This is a genomic window from Vibrio sp. Y58_MX_L22 (assembly GCF_024181865.1).
GTDB lineage: Bacteria > Pseudomonadota > Gammaproteobacteria > Enterobacterales > Vibrionaceae > Vibrio > Vibrio alginolyticus.
Map to the genome: position 1 here is coordinate 210,779 of NZ_JAMZAN010000004.1, position 21,241 is coordinate 232,019.

Consider the following 21,241-nt stretch of genomic DNA (forward strand, 5'->3'; position numbering starts at 1 on the left):
ATATAGTCCAACTTCTTGAACCATCTGAGAACACGTTTTAAGTCATGTCTCTGCCTGTTATCGATCCTAAACAACCATTTCAACCAGAGTTTGCGCCTTTAATTAGGGAAGTCATCGCTTGTCTCAAAGGTGGACTGGGGCAAAACTTACACAGCGTTTATGTATACGGTAGTGTTGCTCGTAAAACAGCGATCGTTGGGAGGTCGAACTTAGACCTGGTTGTCGTTACTCAATCATCCTTTGAGCACAATCGCGCGACTTTGCTCAACACAATTAAGTGGCGTGCGCAGCAGAGTTACCCTCACGTTAATGGTGTATCGGTCCGTACAGCCTTAGTGAGCGAAGTGGCTAATTTAGATAGTATTTTTACTTGGGGCTTTATGCTTAAGCATTGCTGTGTCTGTGTTTATGGTGATGATCTAGCAGACTGCTTCGGTGATTACGTCCCAAGTTGGGAAATTGCTAAGCACTGGAATATGGATGTGGAAGATTGGATTACGGTGTATCGCAAAAAAATCGTACAAGCGAAGACGATAGAAGAGCAGGTGGCCGCCCAGCGCGTGATTGCTAAAAAGTTACTAAGAGCGTCATACTCTTTGGTGATGTATCGAGATAAACGTTGGTTTGATGACCCTATACAATGTGGCAAGGTATTCTTAACTTATCATCCTGAAAAGCAGCTTGAGATCGAGCGGCTAGAAATTTTACTTTCTGGCCGGGGGATTCCCAAGCGTTCTGTTATCGGGCTAATTGATGCGTTTGGTGATTGGTTAGTCAAACAGTACCAGAAAACAGAGTTTCGTATCGGCTAAAACAACCCCATTTGTGGCGCTGAAAGCCTGTCAAAGTCCGTCCCAATGAAAGGGAGAATCGCATCCGCAACGGGTTTGAGTTGTTTATCAATGTAATGTTGATAATCAATCGGGCTATTGAGGTACTCATAAGGTTCAGGGCCGTTCACGGTAATAATGTATTCAATTCGCCCTTTGTTTTGATACTGTAATGGGCGGCCAAGCTTGGCATTTATCTCATCCGCTAAACGAGCTGCACGCACTTGTGGCGGGACGTTCTTCTGATACTCATGCAGTTTTCTGCGCAGTCGCTTTTGATACACCAACTGTTCATCAAATTCACCGTTATTAGTTTTCTCAACCATCTCTCGGACATAGTCGCTTGGATCTTCACCATGGAAAATCATGCTATAGAGTGTATTTTGAAATTTCTGTGCTAACGAGGTCCAGTCAGTACGGGCACTTTCTAACCCTTTAAATACAATCCGTTCTTGCTCTCCTTCACCGATTAAACCCGCATAGCGCTTTTTCGAGCCAGTTTCTGCGCCACGAATCGTTGGCATAAGGAATCTGCGATAATGGGTTTCATACTCGATTTCCAACATAGATGTTAGGTTGTACTCAGAACGCAGGTGTTTTTGCCACCAAGAGTTGATGTAATCAACTAATTGATTTCCAACAGCGTCAGCTTCTACTTGACTGTATGGTCGATTCAACGACACGAATGTGGAATCCGTATCGCCGTAAATCACTTGATATCCTTGCTCCTCAATCAGCACCTTAGTTTGCTTCATGATTTCATGTCCGCGCATGGTAATACTAGAAGCTAACCGAGTATCAAAGAAACGACATCCCGATGAGCCCAGTACGCCATAAAAGGAGTTCATGATGATTTTGATTGCCTGAGAAAAAGCTTTTTCATTGTTCTTCTTTGCAACATCACGTGCTGCCCAAAGCTTTTCAATCATTTCTGGTAAAAAGTGTTTCGTACGATGGAACTGCCCACCGCGAAAGCCAGGTACAGCCTGATTTTCTTCTTTTCCAATATCGAGCAATAACCCCTCAACTAAACCCATAGGATCAATCAAGAAAGAGCGAATAATCGATGGATATAGACTCTTAAAATCCAATACTAAAACAGAATCATATAGGTTAGGGATGGAGTCCATCACGTAACCTCCGGGGCTGGCAATCCAATTTTCAGGGTGTAGGTTCGGAGCAACGTAGCCTGCTCGGTGTATCTGAGGCATGTATAGGTTTGTGAATGCTGCAACCGAACCGCCGACACGATCCAGTTCGACACCAGTGAGACGAGAGCGCTCTATTGCAAAGTCTAGCAGGTGAGTCTGATTGAAAATCTTATTCACTAACACGCAGTCTTGTAAATTATATTTAGCCAGCGATGGTTTGTCGGAGCGGTACATACGATTGATCTCATCCATGCGGTCATGAACGTTGTGGATTTCTTTCCCTTCCCCTAAGAGTTCTTGAGATACAGACTCTAATGACCAAGACCGAAAGTGATAAGTCGCCGTTTTTAACGTATCGATACCGTCCATTACAACTCGCCCTGGAATGGAAATAAACCCTTGTTGGCTTTGAGATGAACTTCTGAAAAAGCTGGCTTGGTCTGCTCTACCAAGCATTAGCTTCATGTTGTGCCATTCTGCTCGTTTGTGTAGCAGACGAAAGTCAAAATCAATGACGTTCCAACCGACAATGACATCGGGGTCGAATTGTTTAAACCAAACGATGAGTGCTTCTAGAAGCGCTTTTTCATCCTTAACCCATTGTATCGGTGTCTCCGAAGGTTCTGGTTCTCCGATCATTATAACGCGGGAATCCATGACGCTGTCTAATCCGATTGAGTAAAGAATGCCTTTCTCAGAGCATTCTAGATCTAACGAGACAACGTTTAACTTCGGCTCATATTGCCCCGCACGGCATTTTGCGCTCTGGACGTGTTGGTAGCCATTGGTGCGAGTCACATTGCCTGTAAACTCGATACTGCCTTTGATAAAACGTTCCATTAGGTAGCGATCGGCGAGGCGAATATCACTTTCATACGTAGTGATATCTTTTTGAGCGAATGTGTCTTTGAGTGCGAGAGCGTCTCTGGTTACATTGGTATAGCAGGCAGCAAGAGGCGTATGTTCAAACGTTTTGAGATCCAAAAGGCGGATGTCGACGAATATGTTTTTTTCTCGTGCGAGTGTCTTTGCTTGCTCTGAGTGTTTCTGAGCGATGAAAAATACTGGCTTCTCACCATTAATAAGTAACTGAGTAGGGCCTGCTTCTGTCGAAAGCCACAGCTCGATTTGAGTTTGACCTTTGATGTCTCGTGCATGTCGAGTTAGCAGGAAGCCTTGTTGAATATTCAAATGTGAGAAACCTTAGAAAACTTGAAGAACGTTAGTTTAACACTAAGAACTGTAAAAATAACCAGTAAAGAAAGCGTCTCAAATTTTTGCTGGAATTAGTGATTACAAGTTAGTCTTTGGTGCAAGAGGGACAGTGTCATTTTAAGTTATAGCGTGTTTCTCTGGGCAATATGAAACCTAGTTACTTGATTTATTGTACTTAATGTTGTTAATTGTCTTTTCTTAGATTTCGGTTCTGCTCATCACGCTCTAAAATAATAGAGTGGTTTATGAATAAGTTCTTGCTAAAGTTTGCGTTTCAGCACATATTCATAGAAAGCAATTTTTTGTCGATTACGTTAGTATATAGGCAGTCATACTGATATCCACATTTAACAAATAATGGTTATGTGGGTGCAGAACCAATACAAAGTGTGGAGATACAAGTTTGATAAATGTTTTCCTTGTAGATGATCACGAGCTGGTTCGCACAGGGATACGACGTATTATTGAAGACGTCCGTGGAATGAACGTAGCAGGAGAAGCTGACAGCGGTGAAGATGCAGTAAAATGGTGTCGCAGTAATCATGCTGACGTCGTTTTAATGGACATGAACATGCCAGGAATTGGCGGCTTGGAAGCCACTAAAAAAATTCTTCGCGTGAATCCTGATGTGAAAATCATCGTACTTACCGTTCATACAGAAAACCCGTTTCCAACCAAGGTGATGCAGGCAGGTGCGTCTGGTTATTTAACCAAAGGTGCTGGCCCTGACGAAATGGTGAATGCGATTCGTGTAGTTAATAGTGGGCAGCGTTACATCTCGCCAGAGATTGCGCAGCAGATGGCATTGAGTCAATTTTCTCCAGCCTCTGAGAACCCTTTTAAAGACTTATCCGAACGTGAATTGCAGATCATGCTTATGATCACCAAAGGCCAAAAGGTAACGGATATTTCTGAGCAACTTAATTTAAGTCCAAAGACAGTCAACAGCTATCGCTACCGACTCTTTAGTAAATTGGACATTAATGGTGACGTTGAGTTAACTCACTTAGCGATTCGCCACGGAATGCTGGACACCGAGACCCTTTAGCGTGAATCCTCCTTTCGATTCGGCTTCCTTTCTCAAGACAGTAACTCATCAGCCCGGCGTTTACAGAATGTACAACGCCGAAGCTGTTGTAATCTACGTAGGTAAAGCCAAAGACCTTAAAAAGCGCCTTTCAAGCTACTTTCGAAAAAAAGTAGACAGTGAGAAAACTCGCGCGCTTGTCAGTAATATCGCCAAAATAGACGTCACGGTGACTCATACTGAGACAGAAGCGCTGATCTTAGAGCATAACTACATCAAGCAGTATTTACCGAAATACAATGTGTTGCTGCGAGATGATAAGTCTTACCCTTATATCTTTATTAGCGGTCATAAGCACCCACGGCTTTCTATCCACCGTGGCGCCAAGAAGCGCAAAGGTGAATATTTTGGCCCCTACCCAGATTCTGGTGCAGTAAGAGAAACATTGCATTTGCTGCAAAAGATATTTCCTGTGCGCCAGTGTGAAGACACTGTCTATTCCAACCGAACGCGCCCATGTTTGATGTACCAAATTGGTCGTTGTGCAGGACCATGCGTTAATACCATCATTTCTGATGAAGAATATGCAGAGTTGGTTGGCTTTGTGCGCATGTTTTTGCAAGGCAAAGATCAGCAAGTACTCAAACAGTTGATTGAGAAAATGGAAGATGCCAGTCAGCAATTGCGCTTTGAAGATGCCGCTAAATTTCGCGATCAAATCCAAGCGATTAGGCGTGTTCAAGAGCAGCAGTACGTCTCAGAAGACAGCATGGATGATATGGATGTACTCGGGTTTGCTCAGGAGAATGGTATCGCGTGTATCCATATCCTGATGATACGCCAAGGCAAAGTGCTTGGTAGCCGTAGCCATTTTCCGAAAATCCCACAAAATACAAGCCAGCAGGAAGTGTTCGATAGTTTTCTGACTCAATACTATTTGAGCCATAACGAAGCACGTACAATTCCTTCTCGTATTATTTTGAATCAAGAGTTGGCAGAAGATATTGCGCCAATACAGAAAGCGTTAAGTGAAGTGGCAGGCCGTAAGGTTCATTTTCATACGTCGCCAACTGGCTCTCGAGCAAGGTATCTCAAGCTTTCGAACACGAATGCACTAACGGCGATTACCACCAAAATCAATCACAAGATGACGATTAATCAGCGTTTTCATGCGCTTCGCGAAACATTGAAGTTGGAGTCTATAGCTCGAATGGAATGTTTTGATATCTCCCATACGATGGGGGAAAGCACGATTGCGTCATGTGTGGTGTTCAACAACGAAGGCCCCGTAAAGCAAGAGTATCGTCGCTACAACATTACTGGGATTACCGGTGGTGATGATTACGCAGCAATGGGACAAGCGTTGGAGCGCCGTTATTCGAAGCAATTGGACGTAGAGAAAATTCCCGACATCATCTTTATCGATGGCGGTAAAGGTCAGTTAAATCGTGCGCATGACATCATTTCGCAGTACTGGGGGGATTGGCCAAAGCGTCCTATCATGATTGGTATTGCAAAAGGCGTTACTCGCAAACCAGGTTTAGAAACGCTGATTACAGTCGATGGGGACGAGTTTCATTTACCAAGCGATGCTCCTGCGCTGCATCTTATCCAACATATTCGTGATGAAAGCCATAACCATGCTATAGCGGGGCACCGTGCTAAGCGAGGTAAAACCAGACGTACGAGTGCACTCGAAGGGATTGAGGGAATCGGCCCTAAACGACGTCAGGCGTTACTCAAGTACATGGGTGGGTTACAAGAACTTAAACGTGCAAGTGTCGAAGAAATCGCCAAAGTACCGGGAATAAGTCACTCTTTAGCAGAAATTATTTTCCAAGCATTGAAACAATAAGGAAAATCGCGCAACATTAAGCCGCAATGTGTAAGAGAATAATAAAATGCGTTTGAATATCCCGAACATTCTGTCTCTTCTTAGACTGTTCCTAATCCCTGTTTTTGTGGTTGTCTTTTATCTACCTTATTCATGGGCACCGTTTGCAGCAGCAATGGTGTTTTGGGTAGCGGGTTTTACTGACTGGCTTGACGGCATGTTGGCCCGTAAACTTGGCCAAACTTCTCGTTTTGGCGCGTTTATTGATCCTGTCGCTGATAAAGTGCTAGTGGCAACGGCATTGATTCTAATCACGGAACATTATCATTCAATTTGGGTGACCATTCCTGCGGTAACGATGATTGCGCGAGAAATCATTATCTCAGCATTGCGAGAATGGATGGCTGAAATCGGTAAGCGAGCAAGTGTTGCGGTATCTTGGGTTGGCAAAGTAAAAACTGTTTCGCAAATGTTCGCCTTATGGGTATTGATATGGCGTTACGATGAATGGATGGTTTGGCTAGGCTTTGCGGCCTTGTATGTGGCAACTTTCTTGACATATTGGTCAATGATTCAATATTTGGCTGCTGCGAAAGACGATCTGTTGAATGAAGAGCACCATTAAATTCTGATGTTAGAAAGCAGGCTTAATAGCCTGCTTTTTTGTATCTAAGACAATCTACAGCATTTTTTGGCTTCTCTCGCTTTTCAATGCTTGCTAACGGCCATGTTTGCAATTTGTATCTGGGGCTTTTGCTTCGATAGAGTTCTATTTGTGATCTAAGTCTTGTTTTTGTCCTTGGAGAGTCTTAGAGAGGCGAGTCTTCTGATTATTAATACTTCAATGCACGCAACGCACGGCCAGCAGTGTAAGGCGTAGCCAAAGTTTTATGATAAACAAGTGTATTTAAGCGATTTTTAGTATTAAAACTAAGCAATCCATCGTCTTTCGCACAAATTCTAGTCAAACGATTTAAAAAAATAAAAATAGTGTTGACTCGATCGCTCGAATCCGTAGAATGCATCCCGTACCCAAGAGAGCACGGCTCGAAAGGGTGGTGAAAAAGCTTAGTTTTATTCACAAATGAGGCGCCTTGGCAGAGTGGCTATGCAGCGGATTGCAAATCCGTGGACCTCGGTTCGACTCCGGGAGGCGCCTCCATTATTCTTTTGAGAGCGAATGGCTTTCGAGAAAAATGCGACACTAGCTCAGTTGGTAGAGCGCAACCTTGCCAAGGTTGAGGTCACGAGTTCGAACCTCGTGTGTCGCTCCAAATTTTATTGATATGGCATTGGCGATATCAGATGGTGTTTTACTTTTCTGTAAAGGCATCACAAAGAATATTTGTGTGCCCTGGTGGTGGAATTGGTAGACACAAGGGATTTAAAATCCCTCGACGTTCGCGTTGTGCCGGTTCAAGTCCGGCCCGGGGCACCATCTCATATTAAATGCGACACTAGCTCAGTTGGTAGAGCGCAACCTTGCCAAGGTTGAGGTCACGAGTTCGAACCTCGTGTGTCGCTCCAGATTTAAGGCCTAACATGAAAATGTTAGGCCTTTTTCGTATTTTTTTGAAAATCTCAAACTTCTTTTCTGTCACAGACTTCGTTAAGTAGCGAACCCTTTGTCTCATTGACTCAAGTGATTGTTAATTCTGCCATTGCAAAACATCTTAGCTATTCCTACTAGTCTATGTTTAAACCATCACTTGTGGTGAATAACCACTCTTACTCCAGGCAAAGCTGTGACGAGAATGCTATCTTTTTAAATGTTCCGGATATAGAAAGGAATGTTTTACGATTAAGCAGCACAACCTTAAACCTCTGTTTAGATGAGGTGATGATATCTCAAGAATATTTGTTTAAATAACAGCTATTTGAGAGAAGCAGAAAAGCATAGCTCATGAATATGAACATGTGAGTTGCAATGGGGTATGTTTTGTTGTGATTTACATCACTGTTACTAATATGAAAAATCGTTGCCAGAAGATTTTATTTTGTGATAAATTCGCGCGCAATCTCGGAGCGTAATTAACAACGTTTGATCTCTGGGGGATACGCGTAGTGACCATTCAAGCTGATTGTGACACTGCGTAGGGTAGGTATCGGCAAAGCCTTTTGTCGATAGACGGGATACTAATGCTGTAAACGCGGCATATTAATGGGAAACCCAACATTGAAACCTTTGAATAAACACACACTAATCAGCTTCATACTGCCGAAATGTCCTGTTTTACAAAACGGGTGCATTACAGAACCTTGATTAATCCCTTTTACATATAAAGCCGCGAGTATCGTGGCGGATGATCTGTATTTGTCATTTATGCACTGACAAATGCGGAGGGGTATTCACACCTCCTGTAATTTCATTCTAATGATTATTAATACAGGATACAGAATTATTATAATTCAAGGGATTATGTAGTATGAGCACTGCCTTTGAAGTCGATAGCAATATCGCAAACATTTTTTCGTCTCAGGTTCCTATCGTTGAGGGAACGTATGACTTAACGCCAGATCAAGTATTGATTGATCAGGCTGAGCATGAATCTGAAGTACGTTCTTATCCACGTCGTTTGCCGATCGCAATTAAACAAGCCTTTGGGTGCTTGGTTGAAGATACGCGTGGACAGATCTTTCTAGACTGCCTTGCGGGGGCAGGCACTCTAGCTTTGGGGTATAACCATCCTGAAATAAACCAAGCTCTGAAAGAGCAATTAGATTCAGGACTGCCATATCAGACGCTAGATATTGCAACATCAGCAAAAACGACGTTTATTCAATCTGTTAAGTCTTTTCTTCCTCAAGAGTTAAGCGAGAACAGCGTTATCCAATTTTGTGGCCCGTCTGGAGCTGATGCGGTTGAAGCTGCTATCAAGCTCGCGAAACAGACTACCGGTCGCAACACCATGTTTGCCTTCCGTGGCGCATACCATGGTATGACTAATGGTACGATGGGGATGATGGGTAACTTAGGCACGAAAGCTCGTCGAACTGGTTTGATGTCGGATGTGCACTTTATGCCTTTCCCATACAACCTGCGTTGTCCTTTTGGGCTTGGCGGTGATGAAGGTGCGAAAGCAAGTATTCGCTATATCGATCGTCTTTTAAACGATGATGAGTCAGGCATTATGAAGCCTGCCGCGATTATCGTGGAGCCAGTGCAAGGTGAGGGTGGTGTTGTTCCTGCGCCAGCATTCTGGCTACGAGAGTTACGTCGTATTTGTGATGAACACGGTATCTTACTGATCTTCGATGAGATCCAGTGTGGTGTTGGTAAAACTGGCTACAATTTCGCGTTCGAAGAGTCGGGCATTGTTCCAGATATTCTGTGTTTATCAAAAGCAATTGGTGGTGGCTTACCAATGTCGCTATTGGTTATCAACAAGCAACATGATACATGGAAGCCGGGCGAGCACACAGGTACATTTCGTGGTAACCAGCTAGCTATGGTCTCTGGTGCGAAAGCATTAGAAATTATCCAGCGTGATAATCTTGTTGAGCATGCCAATATTGCGGGTCAGTACTTGCGCTACGGCCTTGAAAGTATTCAAAAGCGTGTGAACTGTATCGCAGAGGTTCGTGGCAAAGGTTTGATGCTAGGCGTGGAGATTAAAAATCCAGACGGTGAGCTCAATAAATTTGGTGAACCTCAAGCGGATAGTGAACTCACACTTTCTATTCAACGCGCAGCACTCGAGCGTGGCTTGATCGTTGAGAAAGGTGGACGCGAAGGTGCAGTAATTCGTTTCCTTCCTCCTCTTATCATCTCGTTTGAGCAAATCGACTTTGCTTTACGTGTATTTGAAGACGCGATTTTAGCCGCTGGCGGTAGTCACATCGAAACTCAGCCACAAGATGAATGGAAGAAGCATTTCATCCACACTGGAGAGATGGGCAGCAATGAATTTGCTTCGGTGATGAATCACACTACTACGGCAATGAAGTCAGTGTTTGAACAAGTGACTGCACCGTATTCAGGTATGGATCCAAAAGCATTGGAAGCAGCGATTCACGACGTTGATCTTGATAATGGAAATGCGCCTCTTAAAACCGTTATCGACGATGCTGCTGAGCTGGTCGCGAAAAACGCAATTTTTACTCAACATCCAGATTGTATTGCTCACCTACATACTCCACCGTTGATGCCAGCGATTGCGGCAGAGGCAATGATTGCGGCTTTGAACCAGTCGATGGACTCATGGGATCAAGCTTCATCAGCGACTTATGTTGAACAGAAAGTTGTGAACTGGCTATGCGATAAATATGAGTTAGGTGAAAAAGCGGACGGTATCTTCACGAGCGGCGGCACGCAAAGTAACCAAATGGGTTTGATGCTTGCGCGAGATTGGATTGCTGACAAACTCAGTGCACACTCAATTCAAAAGCTTGGCCTTCCTGAATACGCAGACAAGCTACGTATTGTATGTTCGAAAAAATCCCACTTCACGGTTCAAAAATCAGCGTCTTGGATGGGGTTGGGTGAAAAAGCGGTCATGACTGTCGATGCTAATGCCGATGGAACGATGGATGTCACTAAATTAGACGAAGTTCTCAATCAGGCCAAAGCAGAAGGTTTGATCCCATTTGCCATTGTTGGTACAGCGGGTACAACGGACCACGGTGCTATTGATGACTTAGACTTTATCGCCGATATGGCAGCGAGACATGACATGTGGATGCACGTCGACGGTGCATACGGTGGAGCTCTGATTCTAAGTAGCCAAAAAGCGCGTCTGAAAGGTTGTGAGCGTGCACATTCCATCAGCGTAGACTTCCATAAGCTGTTTTACCAAACCATCAGTTGTGGTGCGCTATTGGTAAATGACAAGTCTAACTTTAAATTCCTGCTTCACCATGCAGACTATTTGAACCGCGAACACGACGAACTACCGAACTTGGTGGATAAGTCTATTGCGACAACTAAGCGTTTTGATGCGCTCAAAGTGTTTATGACGATGCAAAGCGTAGGGCCAAAAGCCCTAGGCGATATGTATGATCATTTGCTTGAACAGACGCTTGAAGTGGCGGGCATGATTCGAGATAACAAACACTTTGAGTTGTTGGCTGAACCATCACTATCTACGGTTCTGTTCCGCGCGACACATGAATCAGCGGATCTTGATGAACTGAACAAAACGTTGCGCTTAGAAGCGTTAACACGCGGTATCGCGGTATTGGGTGAAACCATTGTCGACGATAAAACTGCATTGAAATTTACGATTTTGAACCCGTGTCTGACGACGGCGGACTTTGAATCTTTGCTCTCAAAAATCAATACGCTAGCGGCAGAGCTAGTTTAACAAAGGTAACGGAAAACTATGGCAATTCTACAGATTGGTGCAGGCGGCGTTGGCTGGGTAGTTGCACATAAAGCAGCACAAAACAACGACGTTCTGGGTGATATCACAATCGCATCACGTACCGTAGGTAAGTGTGAGAAAATCATCGAATCGATTCAGAAGAAAAACAATCTGAAAGATTCAACTAAGAAATTAGAAGCGCGAGCGGTAAACGCGGACGACGTAGATTCTTTAGTTGCTTTAATTAAAGAAGTACAACCTGACTTAGTGATCAACGCAGGTCCTCCTTGGGTGAACATGTCTATTATGGAAGCATGTTACCAAGCTAAAGTGTCATACCTTGATACATCTGTTGCGGTTGATTTGTGCTCTGAAGGCCAACAAGTACCTCAAGCTTACGATTGGCAGTGGGGTTACCGTGAGAAGTTTGAAGAAGCGGGCATTACAGGTATTCTTGGTGCTGGTTTCGATCCGGGCGTAGTATCGGTGTTTGCCGCATACGCAGTGAAGCATCTGTTCGATGAAATCGATACTATCGACGTAATGGATGTAAACGCAGGCGACCACGGTAAGAAGTTCGCAACTAACTTTGATCCAGAAACGAACATGCTTGAGATTCAAGGCGATTCGTTCTACTGGGAAAACGGCGAGTGGAAACAAGTACCTTGTCACTCACGTATGCTTGAGTTTGAATTCCCGAATTGTGGTTCACACAAAGTGTACTCAATGGCGCACGACGAAGTTCGATCTATGCAAGAGTTCATCCCGGCGAAACGCATCGAATTCTGGATGGGCTTTGGTGACCGTTACCTAAACTACTTCAATGTGATGCGCGACATCGGTCTACTCAGCCCAGATCCACTAACGCTTCACGACGGTACGGTTGTTCAACCTTTGCACGTGCTAAAAGCACTACTACCAGATCCAACATCACTCGCGCCAGGCTACACTGGCCTAACGTGTATCGGTACTTGGGTTCAAGGTAAGAAAGATGGTAAAGAGCGCAGTGTATTTATTTACAACAACGCTGATCACGAAGTCGCATACGAAGATGTTGAACACCAAGCTATCTCATACACCACTGGCGTACCAGCGATCACTGCGGCTTTGCAGTTCTTCCGTGGCAAATGGGCAGACAAAGGCGTGTTCAACATGGAGCAGCTAAATCCAGACCCATTCCTAGAAACCATGCCATCTATTGGTCTAGATTGGCATGTTCAAGAACTGGAGCCAGGACAACCTGTTATCCATAAATTGAAGTAAGAATTTAGCGACTCTTATTTGTACGTTTAAGCCGATGCACTTGCGTCGGCTTTGTTCGATTTTATAGTGTCTTTGCTAAGGCGAAGGGACGTAAGGTATCAAAATGCAACAAAACGAACTAAAAACGCCATACTTCATGATCAATGAAGACAAGCTGATTGAGAATCTAGAGAAAGCAAAACAGCTAAAAGACATCTCTGGTGTGAAGCTTGTATTAGCACTGAAGTGCTTCTCAACATGGGGTGTATTCGACATCATCAAGCCTTACCTAGACGGAACAACAAGTTCTGGCCCGTTTGAAGTGAAGCTTGGCTACGAAACGTTCGGTGGTGAGACACACGCATACAGTGTGGGTTACAGCGAAGATGACGTTCGCGATGTGGCGGACATCTGTGACAAGATGATCTTTAACTCTCAGTCACAGCTAGCGGCTTATCGTCATATTGTCGAAGGTAAAGCATCGATTGGCTTGCGCCTAAACCCAGGTGTGAGCTATGCAGGGCAAGACTTAGCAAACCCAGCGCGTCAATTCTCTCGTCTTGGGGTTCAGGCTGATCACATCAAACCGGAAATTTTTGATGGTATTGATGGCGTAATGTTCCACATGAACTGTGAGAACAAAGACGTGGATGCGTTTATCGGCTTACTCGATGCTATTTCAGATCAGTTTGGCGAGTACCTAGATAAGCTGGACTGGGTTAGCATGGGCGGCGGGGTATTCTTCACATGGCCGGGTTATGACATCGAAAAGCTTGGCCTAGCGCTGAAAGCGTTTGCTGAAAAACACGGCGTGCAAATGTACCTAGAACCGGGCGAAGCGATCATTACCAAGACGACTGACCTAGTGGTCACTGTGGTTGATATCGTTGAGAACGTAAAGAAAACCGCGATTGTGGATTCAGCAACAGAAGCACACCGTCTTGATACGTTGATTTACGACGAGCCTGCATCGATTCTAGAAGCGTCTGAAAATGGTGAACATGAGTATGTGATCGGCTCGTGTTCATGCCTTGCGGGTGACCAGTTCTGCGTGGCGAACTTTGAACAGCCGCTAGAAATTGGACAACGTCTGCATATTCTTGATAGTGCGGGTTACACCATGGTGAAATTGAACTGGTTTAACGGTCTACGTATGCCGTCGGTCTACTGTGAACGCTCGAATGGTGACATTCAAAAACTGAATGAATTTGACTACTCTGATTTCAAACGTTCACTATCTCAGTGGTCAGTGAAATAAGACGTATCGCGCCATAAGCACCAAAAGAGCAGCTTAATCGCTGCTCTTTTTATTGGGGAAACGATAACAGTACGTGATTAACTCTCCACAATCACACGAGTGTCTTCACTCAGAGATTCTAACTCATTGGCTATGTCTTCAATTTCTAGCTCGCTAGGCAGTTTTATCGCCATTTTAGCGCTGAATAAGCTAGAGCTTACCCCTCCGCCTCCAGCAATGAATACACGCTGACAATCCATATCTAAAATTGAGATACCTTGATTATCGAGAACGTGAGTAATTTCATTCACAATACCCGCTCTATCGTTGGCATCTAAACGAAGTTGGAAGATAGTGTCTTCACGATATGAATGAGGCTCAGAGTCGACGAACCTAACAACAAGAGTCTGACAAGAAGAGAACGCCTGTTTAACGATGTCGGCATTTTCTCTTGGAAGCTCTACTTTGATGACACCTGCAACTTGGTCTTCGATAAAGTTTACTTTGCTGATCAGCCATTTCCCGCCGTTTTCGTGTGTGATTGCAGCGAGCTCTTTAATCGTGGCGGGTGACGCTTGTCCGACAAAATTAACAATAAATACGGTGTTCATAATGTCCCCTCCTGGAATCAAGGTTTGGACGCAGTACGAATAAACGTGCTACTTAAGTTATTGGAATAAATCCTTTTATTTAGTGTAGGTGCTAAGGGCGGGTAATGTTTGATGAAAGTCAATTTTTAACACTAATTCGTGATGGAAATAATTAAAACAATGTTCAGAGCACAAAAAAGCAGCCATCGTAAGGCTGCTTTTTACCGAGTATCAACTTAGGATTAGAAGGTTACTTTTAACTCGACACCATAAAATTGACTGTCGTAGTTTGCGCCTGCGTCCATGGCGAATTTTGCAACATCTTGGTTTCCAAACCAAGGTGATGAATTGAATTGTAGTTCTGCACTACCGCCCCATGCATCAGTTACCCAATAATGAATATGTCCAACAGGGTTTAAGAAGAAGAGCGAAACATCACCTGCGGTTTCAGAGCCCATAACTTCGCCACCGTTGGCAATAATGTCTTGCTCAGCCGTTAACATCATTTCACCAACAACAGCACCAAAGAACGGTGTGATAAAAATATCCTGCCAAGATGGTACTTCTGCGAACGCCTCTACGCCATACTCCCAAAAGAACGTCGACATAGTTGCGGAGTACAAAAACGACTGAAATTCATTATAGCCAGCGTGACGTGCTGCCGTGTAGTAAACGCCGCCAAAATATGGGTGCATGATGTAGTTGAGGACATGTTCATCGCGATCCCAAACGGGGCCGTCAGAGACATTATCTTTCCACTTTTGCCCCAACTTACTCATGTCCCGGTCTTCTTCGTCCCATTTGGTGATACTTTCTGGAAGAAAAGTCATCATGCCTACGGTCGCGATACTGAGACCTAGAATGGTGTAGGTTTGACCCATCAGATAATCCCAGTCTTTATCTTGAGGGATGATGAGATGTTTAGGCTGAAGCCCTGCGTCAAGGTTTAGCGAATCATCATTATTCTGTTCATACATAACACCGCGATTTTGAGCCTCGAAGGTGTACAGAGTCGTCGTTTCGCAGTAACCTGACAAACAATCAGGTGTGTAAGAAAACTCTGTATGACGGCTTAGGTCATAGTGACTTGCGTGCGCAAGCGCTGACGAAGCCAAGCAAAGGCCTGTTAGAGTCGTCTTGAACATGGATGATTTTGACACAAAGGTCTCCGAGTTAATGGTGTATGTTCGGGCTCGTAATTATCCCTCAAAACATCAATCATTTAAACACTTGACCCTTATTTAGTCCCAACAAACCTCGGCGAGATTTGTCCAAATAAAAAGAAAAATAAGCGCTATAACGAAAATAGGATTGTGCTTACGTTCAGGAGTCAGTTGTGAAAATAGCAATGCTTAGTACTGGTGAGGAAGTCCTCCACGGTGATATTGTTGATACTAATGCGGCATGGTTGTCTAGCCTGTTTTATCAACATGGATTTGGCTTAACAAAGCGCTCAACGGTTGGCGATAGCCTATCGAGTTTGGTTGAAGAGTTTTTAATGCTCAGCTTTAACAACGATGTGGTTATTGTTAATGGTGGTTTAGGCCCTACAACGGATGACATGAGTGCCGCCGCCGCCGCGAGAGCCGCCGATTGTAAACTGGTGCTATTCAAAGAGTGGTTGCAGCATCTAGAAAGTTTGTATGCTCGACGTGGCATCCCTATGCCGGACAGTAATTTAAAGCAAGCAATGCTGCCAGAAACGGCAGAGATATTGGACAACCCGATAGGCACTGCTTGCGGTTTCAAAATGCTGATTAATGATGCCATTTTTTATTTCACACCGGGTGTACCAAGTGAATTTAAGCTCATGGCAGAGACGCAAATTCTTCCCGATCTGAGAAGAGTGTTTCCCGATGTGCAAGGTTCATGTTGTAGCCGAATCTACACGTTTGGTCTGTCTGAATCCGGTATTTCAGATAAGCTAGATCAGCTAAAACTTCCTCAAGGCTATGAGCTAGGGTATCGCTCTTACTTGCCTTTTATTGAAGTGAAACTTTTTGGTCCTTCAGATCAGCTTGAACAGCGTTTGAAACTCGTACAGATAATTAATAAACACCTTGAGAGTAATACCGTTAGTATTGACTTACCTATGGTTGAAAATGTCGGCCAGTTGTTGGTCGATAAAGGACTAACAGTGTCGACCTCCGAAAAAAGTAGCGGAGGATACTTAACGTACTGGCTAAACGGTGATGAAAACGCTGAAAAGCAACTAGGGCATGGTTGGATACTACCGAGCCTGACTCAAGCGATGGCCAACAGCGGAGATCCATTAGCAGAAACGTTTGCTCTGGCTGGTGCTACGCGAGAGAAGTGTGGGACGGATTTATCACTCGTTACTGGCCATATTGAAGAGGGTGTTTTTTCCGTCGCTTTATCGACACCGTCAGGCGAGTGGGGAGCGTTATATAAACTCTCGAAAAAGTATCAGCGCAGTGATCAAGTTAAAGTGATCAGCACGGCAGCACTAGACTTGTTGCGTCGCTACCTAGAACGTAAACCGATGTTTGCGCATTATGCATTTTTAGAGAAAGTTAAAGAGATGCACCTCCCGAGCAGTGCTTTATAACCAAAGCTCTATACAGTAGTCTGAGAGACAAAACACAGAGACAAAAAAGCCAAGGTGATTGCCTTGGCTTTTGCATTTTATACCGTCGAGTCAACGTTATGCGCGCTGCTTTTCTTTCATCGCGTAGTTAACGCCGCTAAGTGACAAATCTGATTTTGCTTTACAGATACAAGGTAATATTTCATCACTTTGTGTGTAAGCCATGGCAAAACCAACATACTCCACTTCACCAGACTCCAATTTGCAGCGACAGGCGCCGCAGTGCCCATCACGGCAGTTGTATTCTGGTAATAGGCCAGCTTGCTCCATTGTTTCCAAAATCGTATTGGAAGGGTTGGATTCAATGCTGATCAGTTTGTTGATTTTGAGTGTTGCCATTACAGCTCGAATCCTTCGAAGTCATCTGCGCGAACTTCATTGTCAATTTGACCCACAAGGTAAGAAGAGATTTCTGCTTCTTGAGGCGCAACTTGAACGTTATCTGAAGACAACCAAGCGTTAATCCATGGAATTGGGTTGGTTGTTGCTTCTGGATACGCTGCTGGTAGACCTACCGCTTGCATACGAATATTTGTGATGTATTCAACGTATTGGCTTAGGATGTCTTTGTTTAGACCGATCATAGAGCCATCTTTGAATAGATACTCTGCCCACTCTTTTTCTTGCTCAGCCGCTTCTTTGAATAGGTCAAAACAGTCCTGTTTTGCCTCTTCTGCGATTTGCATGAAAGTGAAGTCATCTTGACCGTTACGTAGCAGGTTGATCATGTGCTGCGTGCCGTTTAAGTGAAGTGCTTCGTCACGAGCGATCAGCTTGATGATTTTCGCGTTACCTTCCATTAGTTCGCGTTCTGCGAAAGCGAAAGAACATGCGAAACTGACGTAAAAACGAATAGCTTCTAATGCGTTAACAGACATCAGACAGATGTACAGCTTCTTCTTAAGATCGTACAGACTAACCTTAACCGTTTCACCGTTAAGGACATGCTCACCTTCACCGTAGCGATGGTAATCATTCGTCGCTTGAATCAAATCGTCGTAGTAGTGCGCGATGTCTTTTGCACGCTTCAGAATGTGCTCGTTCTCAACGATATCATCAAACACTACAGCAGGGTCGTTCACGATGTTACGAATAATGTGTGTGTAAGAACGAGAGTGAATCGTTTCAGAGAAAGACCAAGTCTCAATCCAAGTCTCTAGTTCTGGCAGAGACACAAGCGGCAGCAGTGCCACGTTAGGGCTGCGGCCTTGGATAGAGTCAAGAAGCGTTTGGTACTTCAAGTTAGAGATGAAGATGTGCTTCTCGTGATCTGGCAGTTTGTTGTAATCGATACGGTCGCTAGATACGTCTACTTCTTCTGGACGCCAGAAGAAAGAAAGTTGTTTCTCGATAAGTTTTTCGAAAATCTCAAACTTTTGTTGGTCGTAACGTGCAACGTTTACTGATTGACCTAGGAACATTGGTTCCTTCAATTGGTCATTCTTTTTTTGGTTAAAAGTACTGTAAGCCATAATGCCTCAATTCCTTTTAAACCTCCCCGTAAGGGGGAGGTTATCGATAGTCTGTCTTTACGGGTTCGCTAGGTACGGGAAGATTAAATCTTACAACCGCCGCCAGCACAATCGTCATCTTGTGGTTGAACAGCGTCTTTCTGTTCATCTTTCGCGCCATCACGAGTGTTGTGGTAGTAAAGCGTTTTCACACCAAACTTATACGCTGTTAGCAGGTCTTGAAGTAGTTTCTTCATTGGAACCTTGCCAGTCTCGTAACGTGACGGGTCGTAGTTAGTATTAGCAGAGATAGCTTGGTCAACAAACTTCTGCATAATACCCACAAGGTGTAGATAACCGTCGTTCGAACCGATATTCCAAAGCAGTTCATAGCTGTCTTTAAGTTCTGTGAACTCTGGTACAACTTGCTTCAGGATACCGTCTTTCGAAGCTTTTACTGAAACGTAACCACGTGGTGGCTCAATACCGTTAGTTGCGTTTGAAATCTGAGAAGAAGTCTCAGAAGGCATTAGCGCAGTCAGTGTTGAGTTACGTAGGCCGTGCTCCATAATTTCTTTACGTAGGCTGTCCCAGTCGTAGTGCAGCGCTTCGTCACAAATTAGGTCGATATCTTTCTTATACGTATCAATCGGCAGTAAGCCTTTCGCGTAGTTCGTCTCGTCGAATGAAGGACACTTACCTTGTTCTTTCGCCAGTGCTACAGATGCTTTCAATAGGTAGTACTGCATTGCTTCGAACGTACGGTGAGTTAGGCCGTTCGCGCTACCGTCAGAGTATTTCACGCCATTCTTCGCTAAGTAGTAAGCAAAGTTAATCACACCAACACCTAGCGTACGACGGTTCATAGTCGATTTGTATGCCGCTGGTAGAGGGTAATCTTGGTAATCAAGCAGTGCATCTAACGCACGAACAACAAGATCGGATAGCTCTTCGAAATCATCTAGAGACTTGATAGCACCTAAGTTGAATGCAGAAAGCGTACACAGTGCGATCTCGCCTGAGTCATCTTCAACGTTAGTTAATGGTTTCGTTGGCAGTGCGATTTCTAAACATAGGTTCGACTGACGAACTGGAGCGACTTCAGAATCAAATGGGCTGTGAGTATTACAGTGGTCCACGTTCTGGATGTAGATACGACCCGTTGATGCACGCTCTTGCATTAGCAGAGTGAACATTTCAATCGCTTTAACCGTTTCTTTCTTGATTGAAGGATCGTTCTCGTACTTCACGTATAGACGCTCAAACTCTTCTTGGTTTTCGAAGAATGCGTCGTACAGACCAGGTACATCAGATGGTGAGAATAGCGTAATATTGCCGCCTTCAACTAAACGTTGGTACATCAGTTTGTTTAACTGAACACCGTAGTCCATGTGACGAACACGGTTTTCTTCAACACCACGGTTGTTCTTAAGTACCATTAGTGAGCGTGCTTCACCGTGCCACATTGGGTAGAACACAGTAGCTGCGCCACCACGTACACCACCTTGTGAACAACATTTTACTGCTGTTTGGAAGTACTTGTAGAACGGAATACAACCAGTGTGGAATGCTTCACCACCGCGAATCTCTGAGCCTAATGCACGGATACGACCTGCGTTGATACCAATACCAGCGCGCTGAGATACATAACGAACAATTGAGCTTGCTGTTGCGTTAATAGAATCAAGACTGTCTCCACACTCGATCAGAACACATGAGCTGAACTGGCGAGTAGGGGTACGCACGCCAGACATAATTGGCGTAGGTAGAGAAATCTTAAATGTCGATGTCGCATCGTAGAAACGTTTGATGTAATCAAGACGTGTCGCTTTTGGATATTTCGCAAATAAGCACGCTGCTACAAGGATGTATAAGAACTGAGCACTTTCGTAAATTTGGCCCGTAACACGGTTCTGTACGAAGTACTTACCCTCTAGCTGCTTAACTGCCGCGTATGAGAAGTTTAGGTCGCGTTTATGGTCGAGGTACGCATCAAGTTCGTCGAGTTCTGCTTTTGTGTAGTCTTCTAGAATATGTTGATCGTACTTACCCATATCGACGAGGCGAGACACGTGATCATAAAGCGTTGGTGGCTCGTATTGGCCATACGCTTTTTTACGCAGATGGAATACCGCTAGGCGAGCAGCTAGGTATTGGTAATCCGGAGTCTCTTCAGAGATCAGGTCTGCCGCAGACTTGATGATTGTCTCGTGAATATCTGTCGTTGTGATGCCGTCGTAAAACTGGATGTGAGCGCGAAGTTCTACTTGAGAAACCGAAACATTATCTAGACCTTCTGCAGCCCAAGTGATAACGCGGTGGATTTTATCCAGATCGATACTTTCTTTACGGCCATCACGCTTGGTGACGGTAAGTTGTTGGTTCATTCTGCTTTATTTCCCTAAGAAAACTGATAAAAGCCGTATTTTTGTTTGTTTATGTGCAATATGAGTAAAGCTTGCGGCGGCTTTGTGATCAAAGTCTATCTATATATTGTCGCTTAAACACAACATATAGGGGTTCATTTGTTTGCGGGTTACAAGATAGTGCTATTACACTGATTTATCAAGGTACAGTTCGGGGATGACTTGTGGATAACTGACAAAATGAAAAAAATCAGTAAGTGAACACTAACCGATGAGAAAAGGGCAGACTTGAATGGTTAAAAGTACGGTTTCGAGATCGGTTTAGAAATAACCGCATGCAAAAATATTTTCCTTGATCTTTGGCCGTTTTTATCTACGAAAAATGGC

The 21,241-nt window shown here is 44.2% G+C and carries 14 protein-coding genes and 4 tRNA genes; 12 read left to right on the plus strand and 6 right to left on the minus strand.

The annotated features are described in order from the left end of the window. Positions 1 to 44: 44 nt before the first annotated feature. Positions 45 to 812 (plus strand): nucleotidyltransferase, encoded by a 768-nt coding sequence (locus tag NL626_RS11470; protein ID WP_053306582.1) that lies wholly within the window; start codon positions 45 to 47, stop codon positions 810 to 812. Here NL626_RS11470 and NL626_RS11475 read toward each other — a convergent pair. Continuing rightward, positions 809 to 3,172: a DNA polymerase II gene (locus NL626_RS11475; RefSeq protein WP_253657365.1), complete on the minus strand. Its 2,364-nt coding sequence runs from the start codon at positions 3,170 to 3,172 to the stop codon at positions 809 to 811. The genes NL626_RS11470 and NL626_RS11475 overlap by 4 nt on opposite strands. A gap of 427 nt (positions 3,173 to 3,599) precedes the next feature. On the opposite strand from NL626_RS11475, the gene uvrY reads away from it, so the two are divergent. The 10 genes from uvrY (at position 3,600) to nspC (ending at position 13,860) form a co-directional block, all read left to right on the plus strand. Further along, entirely contained in the window at positions 3,600 to 4,244 is a 645-nt protein-coding gene (gene uvrY, locus NL626_RS11480) for a UvrY/SirA/GacA family response regulator transcription factor (protein WP_005386783.1), read from the plus strand. A 1-nt stretch (position 4,245) separates the two neighbouring features. Beyond that, positions 4,246 to 6,078 carry an excinuclease ABC subunit UvrC gene (uvrC, locus tag NL626_RS11485; RefSeq protein ID WP_203345909.1) on the plus strand — a complete coding sequence of 611 codons (1,833 nt, stop codon included), beginning with the start codon at positions 4,246 to 4,248 and terminating at the stop codon, positions 6,076 to 6,078. A gap of 46 nt (positions 6,079 to 6,124) precedes the next feature. Beyond that, a complete protein-coding gene (gene pgsA, locus NL626_RS11490) occupies positions 6,125 to 6,682 on the plus strand; it encodes a CDP-diacylglycerol--glycerol-3-phosphate 3-phosphatidyltransferase (protein ID WP_005394805.1) in 558 nt (185 codons plus the stop codon). 463 nt (positions 6,683 to 7,145) lie between these two features. Continuing rightward, positions 7,146 to 7,219: transfer RNA gene (locus NL626_RS11495), tRNA-Cys, on the plus strand. Positions 7,220 to 7,255: 36 nt separating this feature from the next. Next, positions 7,256 to 7,331 (plus strand) — tRNA-Gly (locus NL626_RS11500). A gap of 77 nt (positions 7,332 to 7,408) precedes the next feature. Then, positions 7,409 to 7,495 (plus strand) — tRNA-Leu (locus tag NL626_RS11505). Positions 7,496 to 7,508: 13 nt separating this feature from the next. Then, a tRNA-Gly gene (locus NL626_RS11510) sits at positions 7,509 to 7,584 on the plus strand. 899 nt (positions 7,585 to 8,483) lie between these two features. Beyond that, a complete protein-coding gene (locus tag NL626_RS11515; protein WP_005386787.1) occupies positions 8,484 to 11,360 on the plus strand; it encodes a pyridoxal phosphate-dependent class III aminotransferase in 2,877 nt (958 codons plus the stop codon). Positions 11,361 to 11,378: 18 nt separating this feature from the next. Continuing rightward, the gene (locus NL626_RS11520) at positions 11,379 to 12,623 is read left to right on the plus strand and encodes a carboxynorspermidine synthase (RefSeq protein WP_253657366.1); all 1,245 of its coding nucleotides are present in this window, start codon (positions 11,379 to 11,381) and stop codon (positions 12,621 to 12,623) included. A 103-nt stretch (positions 12,624 to 12,726) separates the two neighbouring features. Further along, entirely contained in the window at positions 12,727 to 13,860 is a 1,134-nt protein-coding gene (gene nspC, locus NL626_RS11525; protein ID WP_054577687.1) for a carboxynorspermidine decarboxylase, read from the plus strand. A 77-nt stretch (positions 13,861 to 13,937) separates the two neighbouring features. Here the strand turns inward: nspC and NL626_RS11530 are convergent, their stop codons facing one another. Together NL626_RS11530 and NL626_RS11535 are read right to left on the minus strand one after the other, a co-directional pair. After that, positions 13,938 to 14,450 (minus strand): glycine cleavage system protein R, encoded by a 513-nt coding sequence (locus NL626_RS11530; RefSeq protein WP_005376814.1) that lies wholly within the window; start codon positions 14,448 to 14,450, stop codon positions 13,938 to 13,940. A gap of 221 nt (positions 14,451 to 14,671) precedes the next feature. Beyond that, positions 14,672 to 15,574 (minus strand): DUF3943 domain-containing protein, encoded by a 903-nt coding sequence (locus tag NL626_RS11535; RefSeq protein ID WP_005376815.1) that lies wholly within the window; start codon positions 15,572 to 15,574, stop codon positions 14,672 to 14,674. 191 nt (positions 15,575 to 15,765) lie between these two features. Here NL626_RS11535 and NL626_RS11540 point away from each other — a divergent pair, with 191 nt between their 5' ends. Continuing rightward, entirely contained in the window at positions 15,766 to 16,998 is a 1,233-nt protein-coding gene (locus NL626_RS11540) for a CinA family nicotinamide mononucleotide deamidase-related protein (protein WP_005376816.1), read from the plus strand. A 96-nt stretch (positions 16,999 to 17,094) separates the two neighbouring features. Here NL626_RS11540 and yfaE read toward each other — a convergent pair whose 3' ends face one another. The 3 genes from yfaE to nrdA all read right to left on the minus strand — a co-directional run bounded on the left by yfaE (position 17,095) and on the right by nrdA (position 20,875). Continuing rightward, a complete protein-coding gene (gene yfaE, locus NL626_RS11545) occupies positions 17,095 to 17,376 on the minus strand; it encodes a class I ribonucleotide reductase maintenance protein YfaE (protein ID WP_005376817.1) in 282 nt (93 codons plus the stop codon). Beyond that, the gene (gene nrdB / locus NL626_RS11550; protein ID WP_005376818.1) at positions 17,376 to 18,509 is read right to left on the minus strand and encodes a class Ia ribonucleoside-diphosphate reductase subunit beta; all 1,134 of its coding nucleotides are present in this window, start codon (positions 18,507 to 18,509) and stop codon (positions 17,376 to 17,378) included. Before nrdB ends, yfaE begins: the two co-directional genes overlap by 1 nt. 83 nt (positions 18,510 to 18,592) lie before the next feature. Further along, entirely contained in the window at positions 18,593 to 20,875 is a 2,283-nt protein-coding gene (nrdA, locus tag NL626_RS11555; RefSeq protein ID WP_005376819.1) for a class 1a ribonucleoside-diphosphate reductase subunit alpha, read from the minus strand. Positions 20,876 to 21,241: the final 366 nt, after the last annotated feature.

Excerpts from the sequence above, each read along its gene's own strand:
- NL626_RS11520 (WP_253657366.1), top strand. The coding sequence starts at position 11,379 with ATGGCAATTCTACAGATTGGTGCAGGCGGCGTTGGCTGGGTAGTTGCA.
- NL626_RS11515 (WP_005386787.1), top strand. The coding sequence starts at position 8,484 with ATGAGCACTGCCTTTGAAGTCGATAGCAATATCGCAAACATTTTTTCG.
- NL626_RS11530 (WP_005376814.1), bottom strand. The coding sequence starts at position 14,450 with ATGAACACCGTATTTATTGTTAATTTTGTCGGACAAGCGTCACCCGCC.
- yfaE (WP_005376817.1), bottom strand. The coding sequence starts at position 17,376 with ATGGCAACACTCAAAATCAACAAACTGATCAGCATTGAATCCAACCCT.
- pgsA (WP_005394805.1), top strand. The coding sequence starts at position 6,125 with ATGCGTTTGAATATCCCGAACATTCTGTCTCTTCTTAGACTGTTCCTA.
- nrdB (WP_005376818.1), bottom strand. The coding sequence starts at position 18,509 with ATGGCTTACAGTACTTTTAACCAAAAAAAGAATGACCAATTGAAGGAA.
- nrdA (WP_005376819.1), bottom strand. The coding sequence starts at position 20,875 with ATGAACCAACAACTTACCGTCACCAAGCGTGATGGCCGTAAAGAAAGT.
- NL626_RS11535 (WP_005376815.1), bottom strand. The coding sequence starts at position 15,574 with ATGTTCAAGACGACTCTAACAGGCCTTTGCTTGGCTTCGTCAGCGCTT.
- nspC (WP_054577687.1), top strand. The coding sequence starts at position 12,727 with ATGCAACAAAACGAACTAAAAACGCCATACTTCATGATCAATGAAGAC.
- NL626_RS11470 (WP_053306582.1), top strand. The coding sequence starts at position 45 with ATGTCTCTGCCTGTTATCGATCCTAAACAACCATTTCAACCAGAGTTT.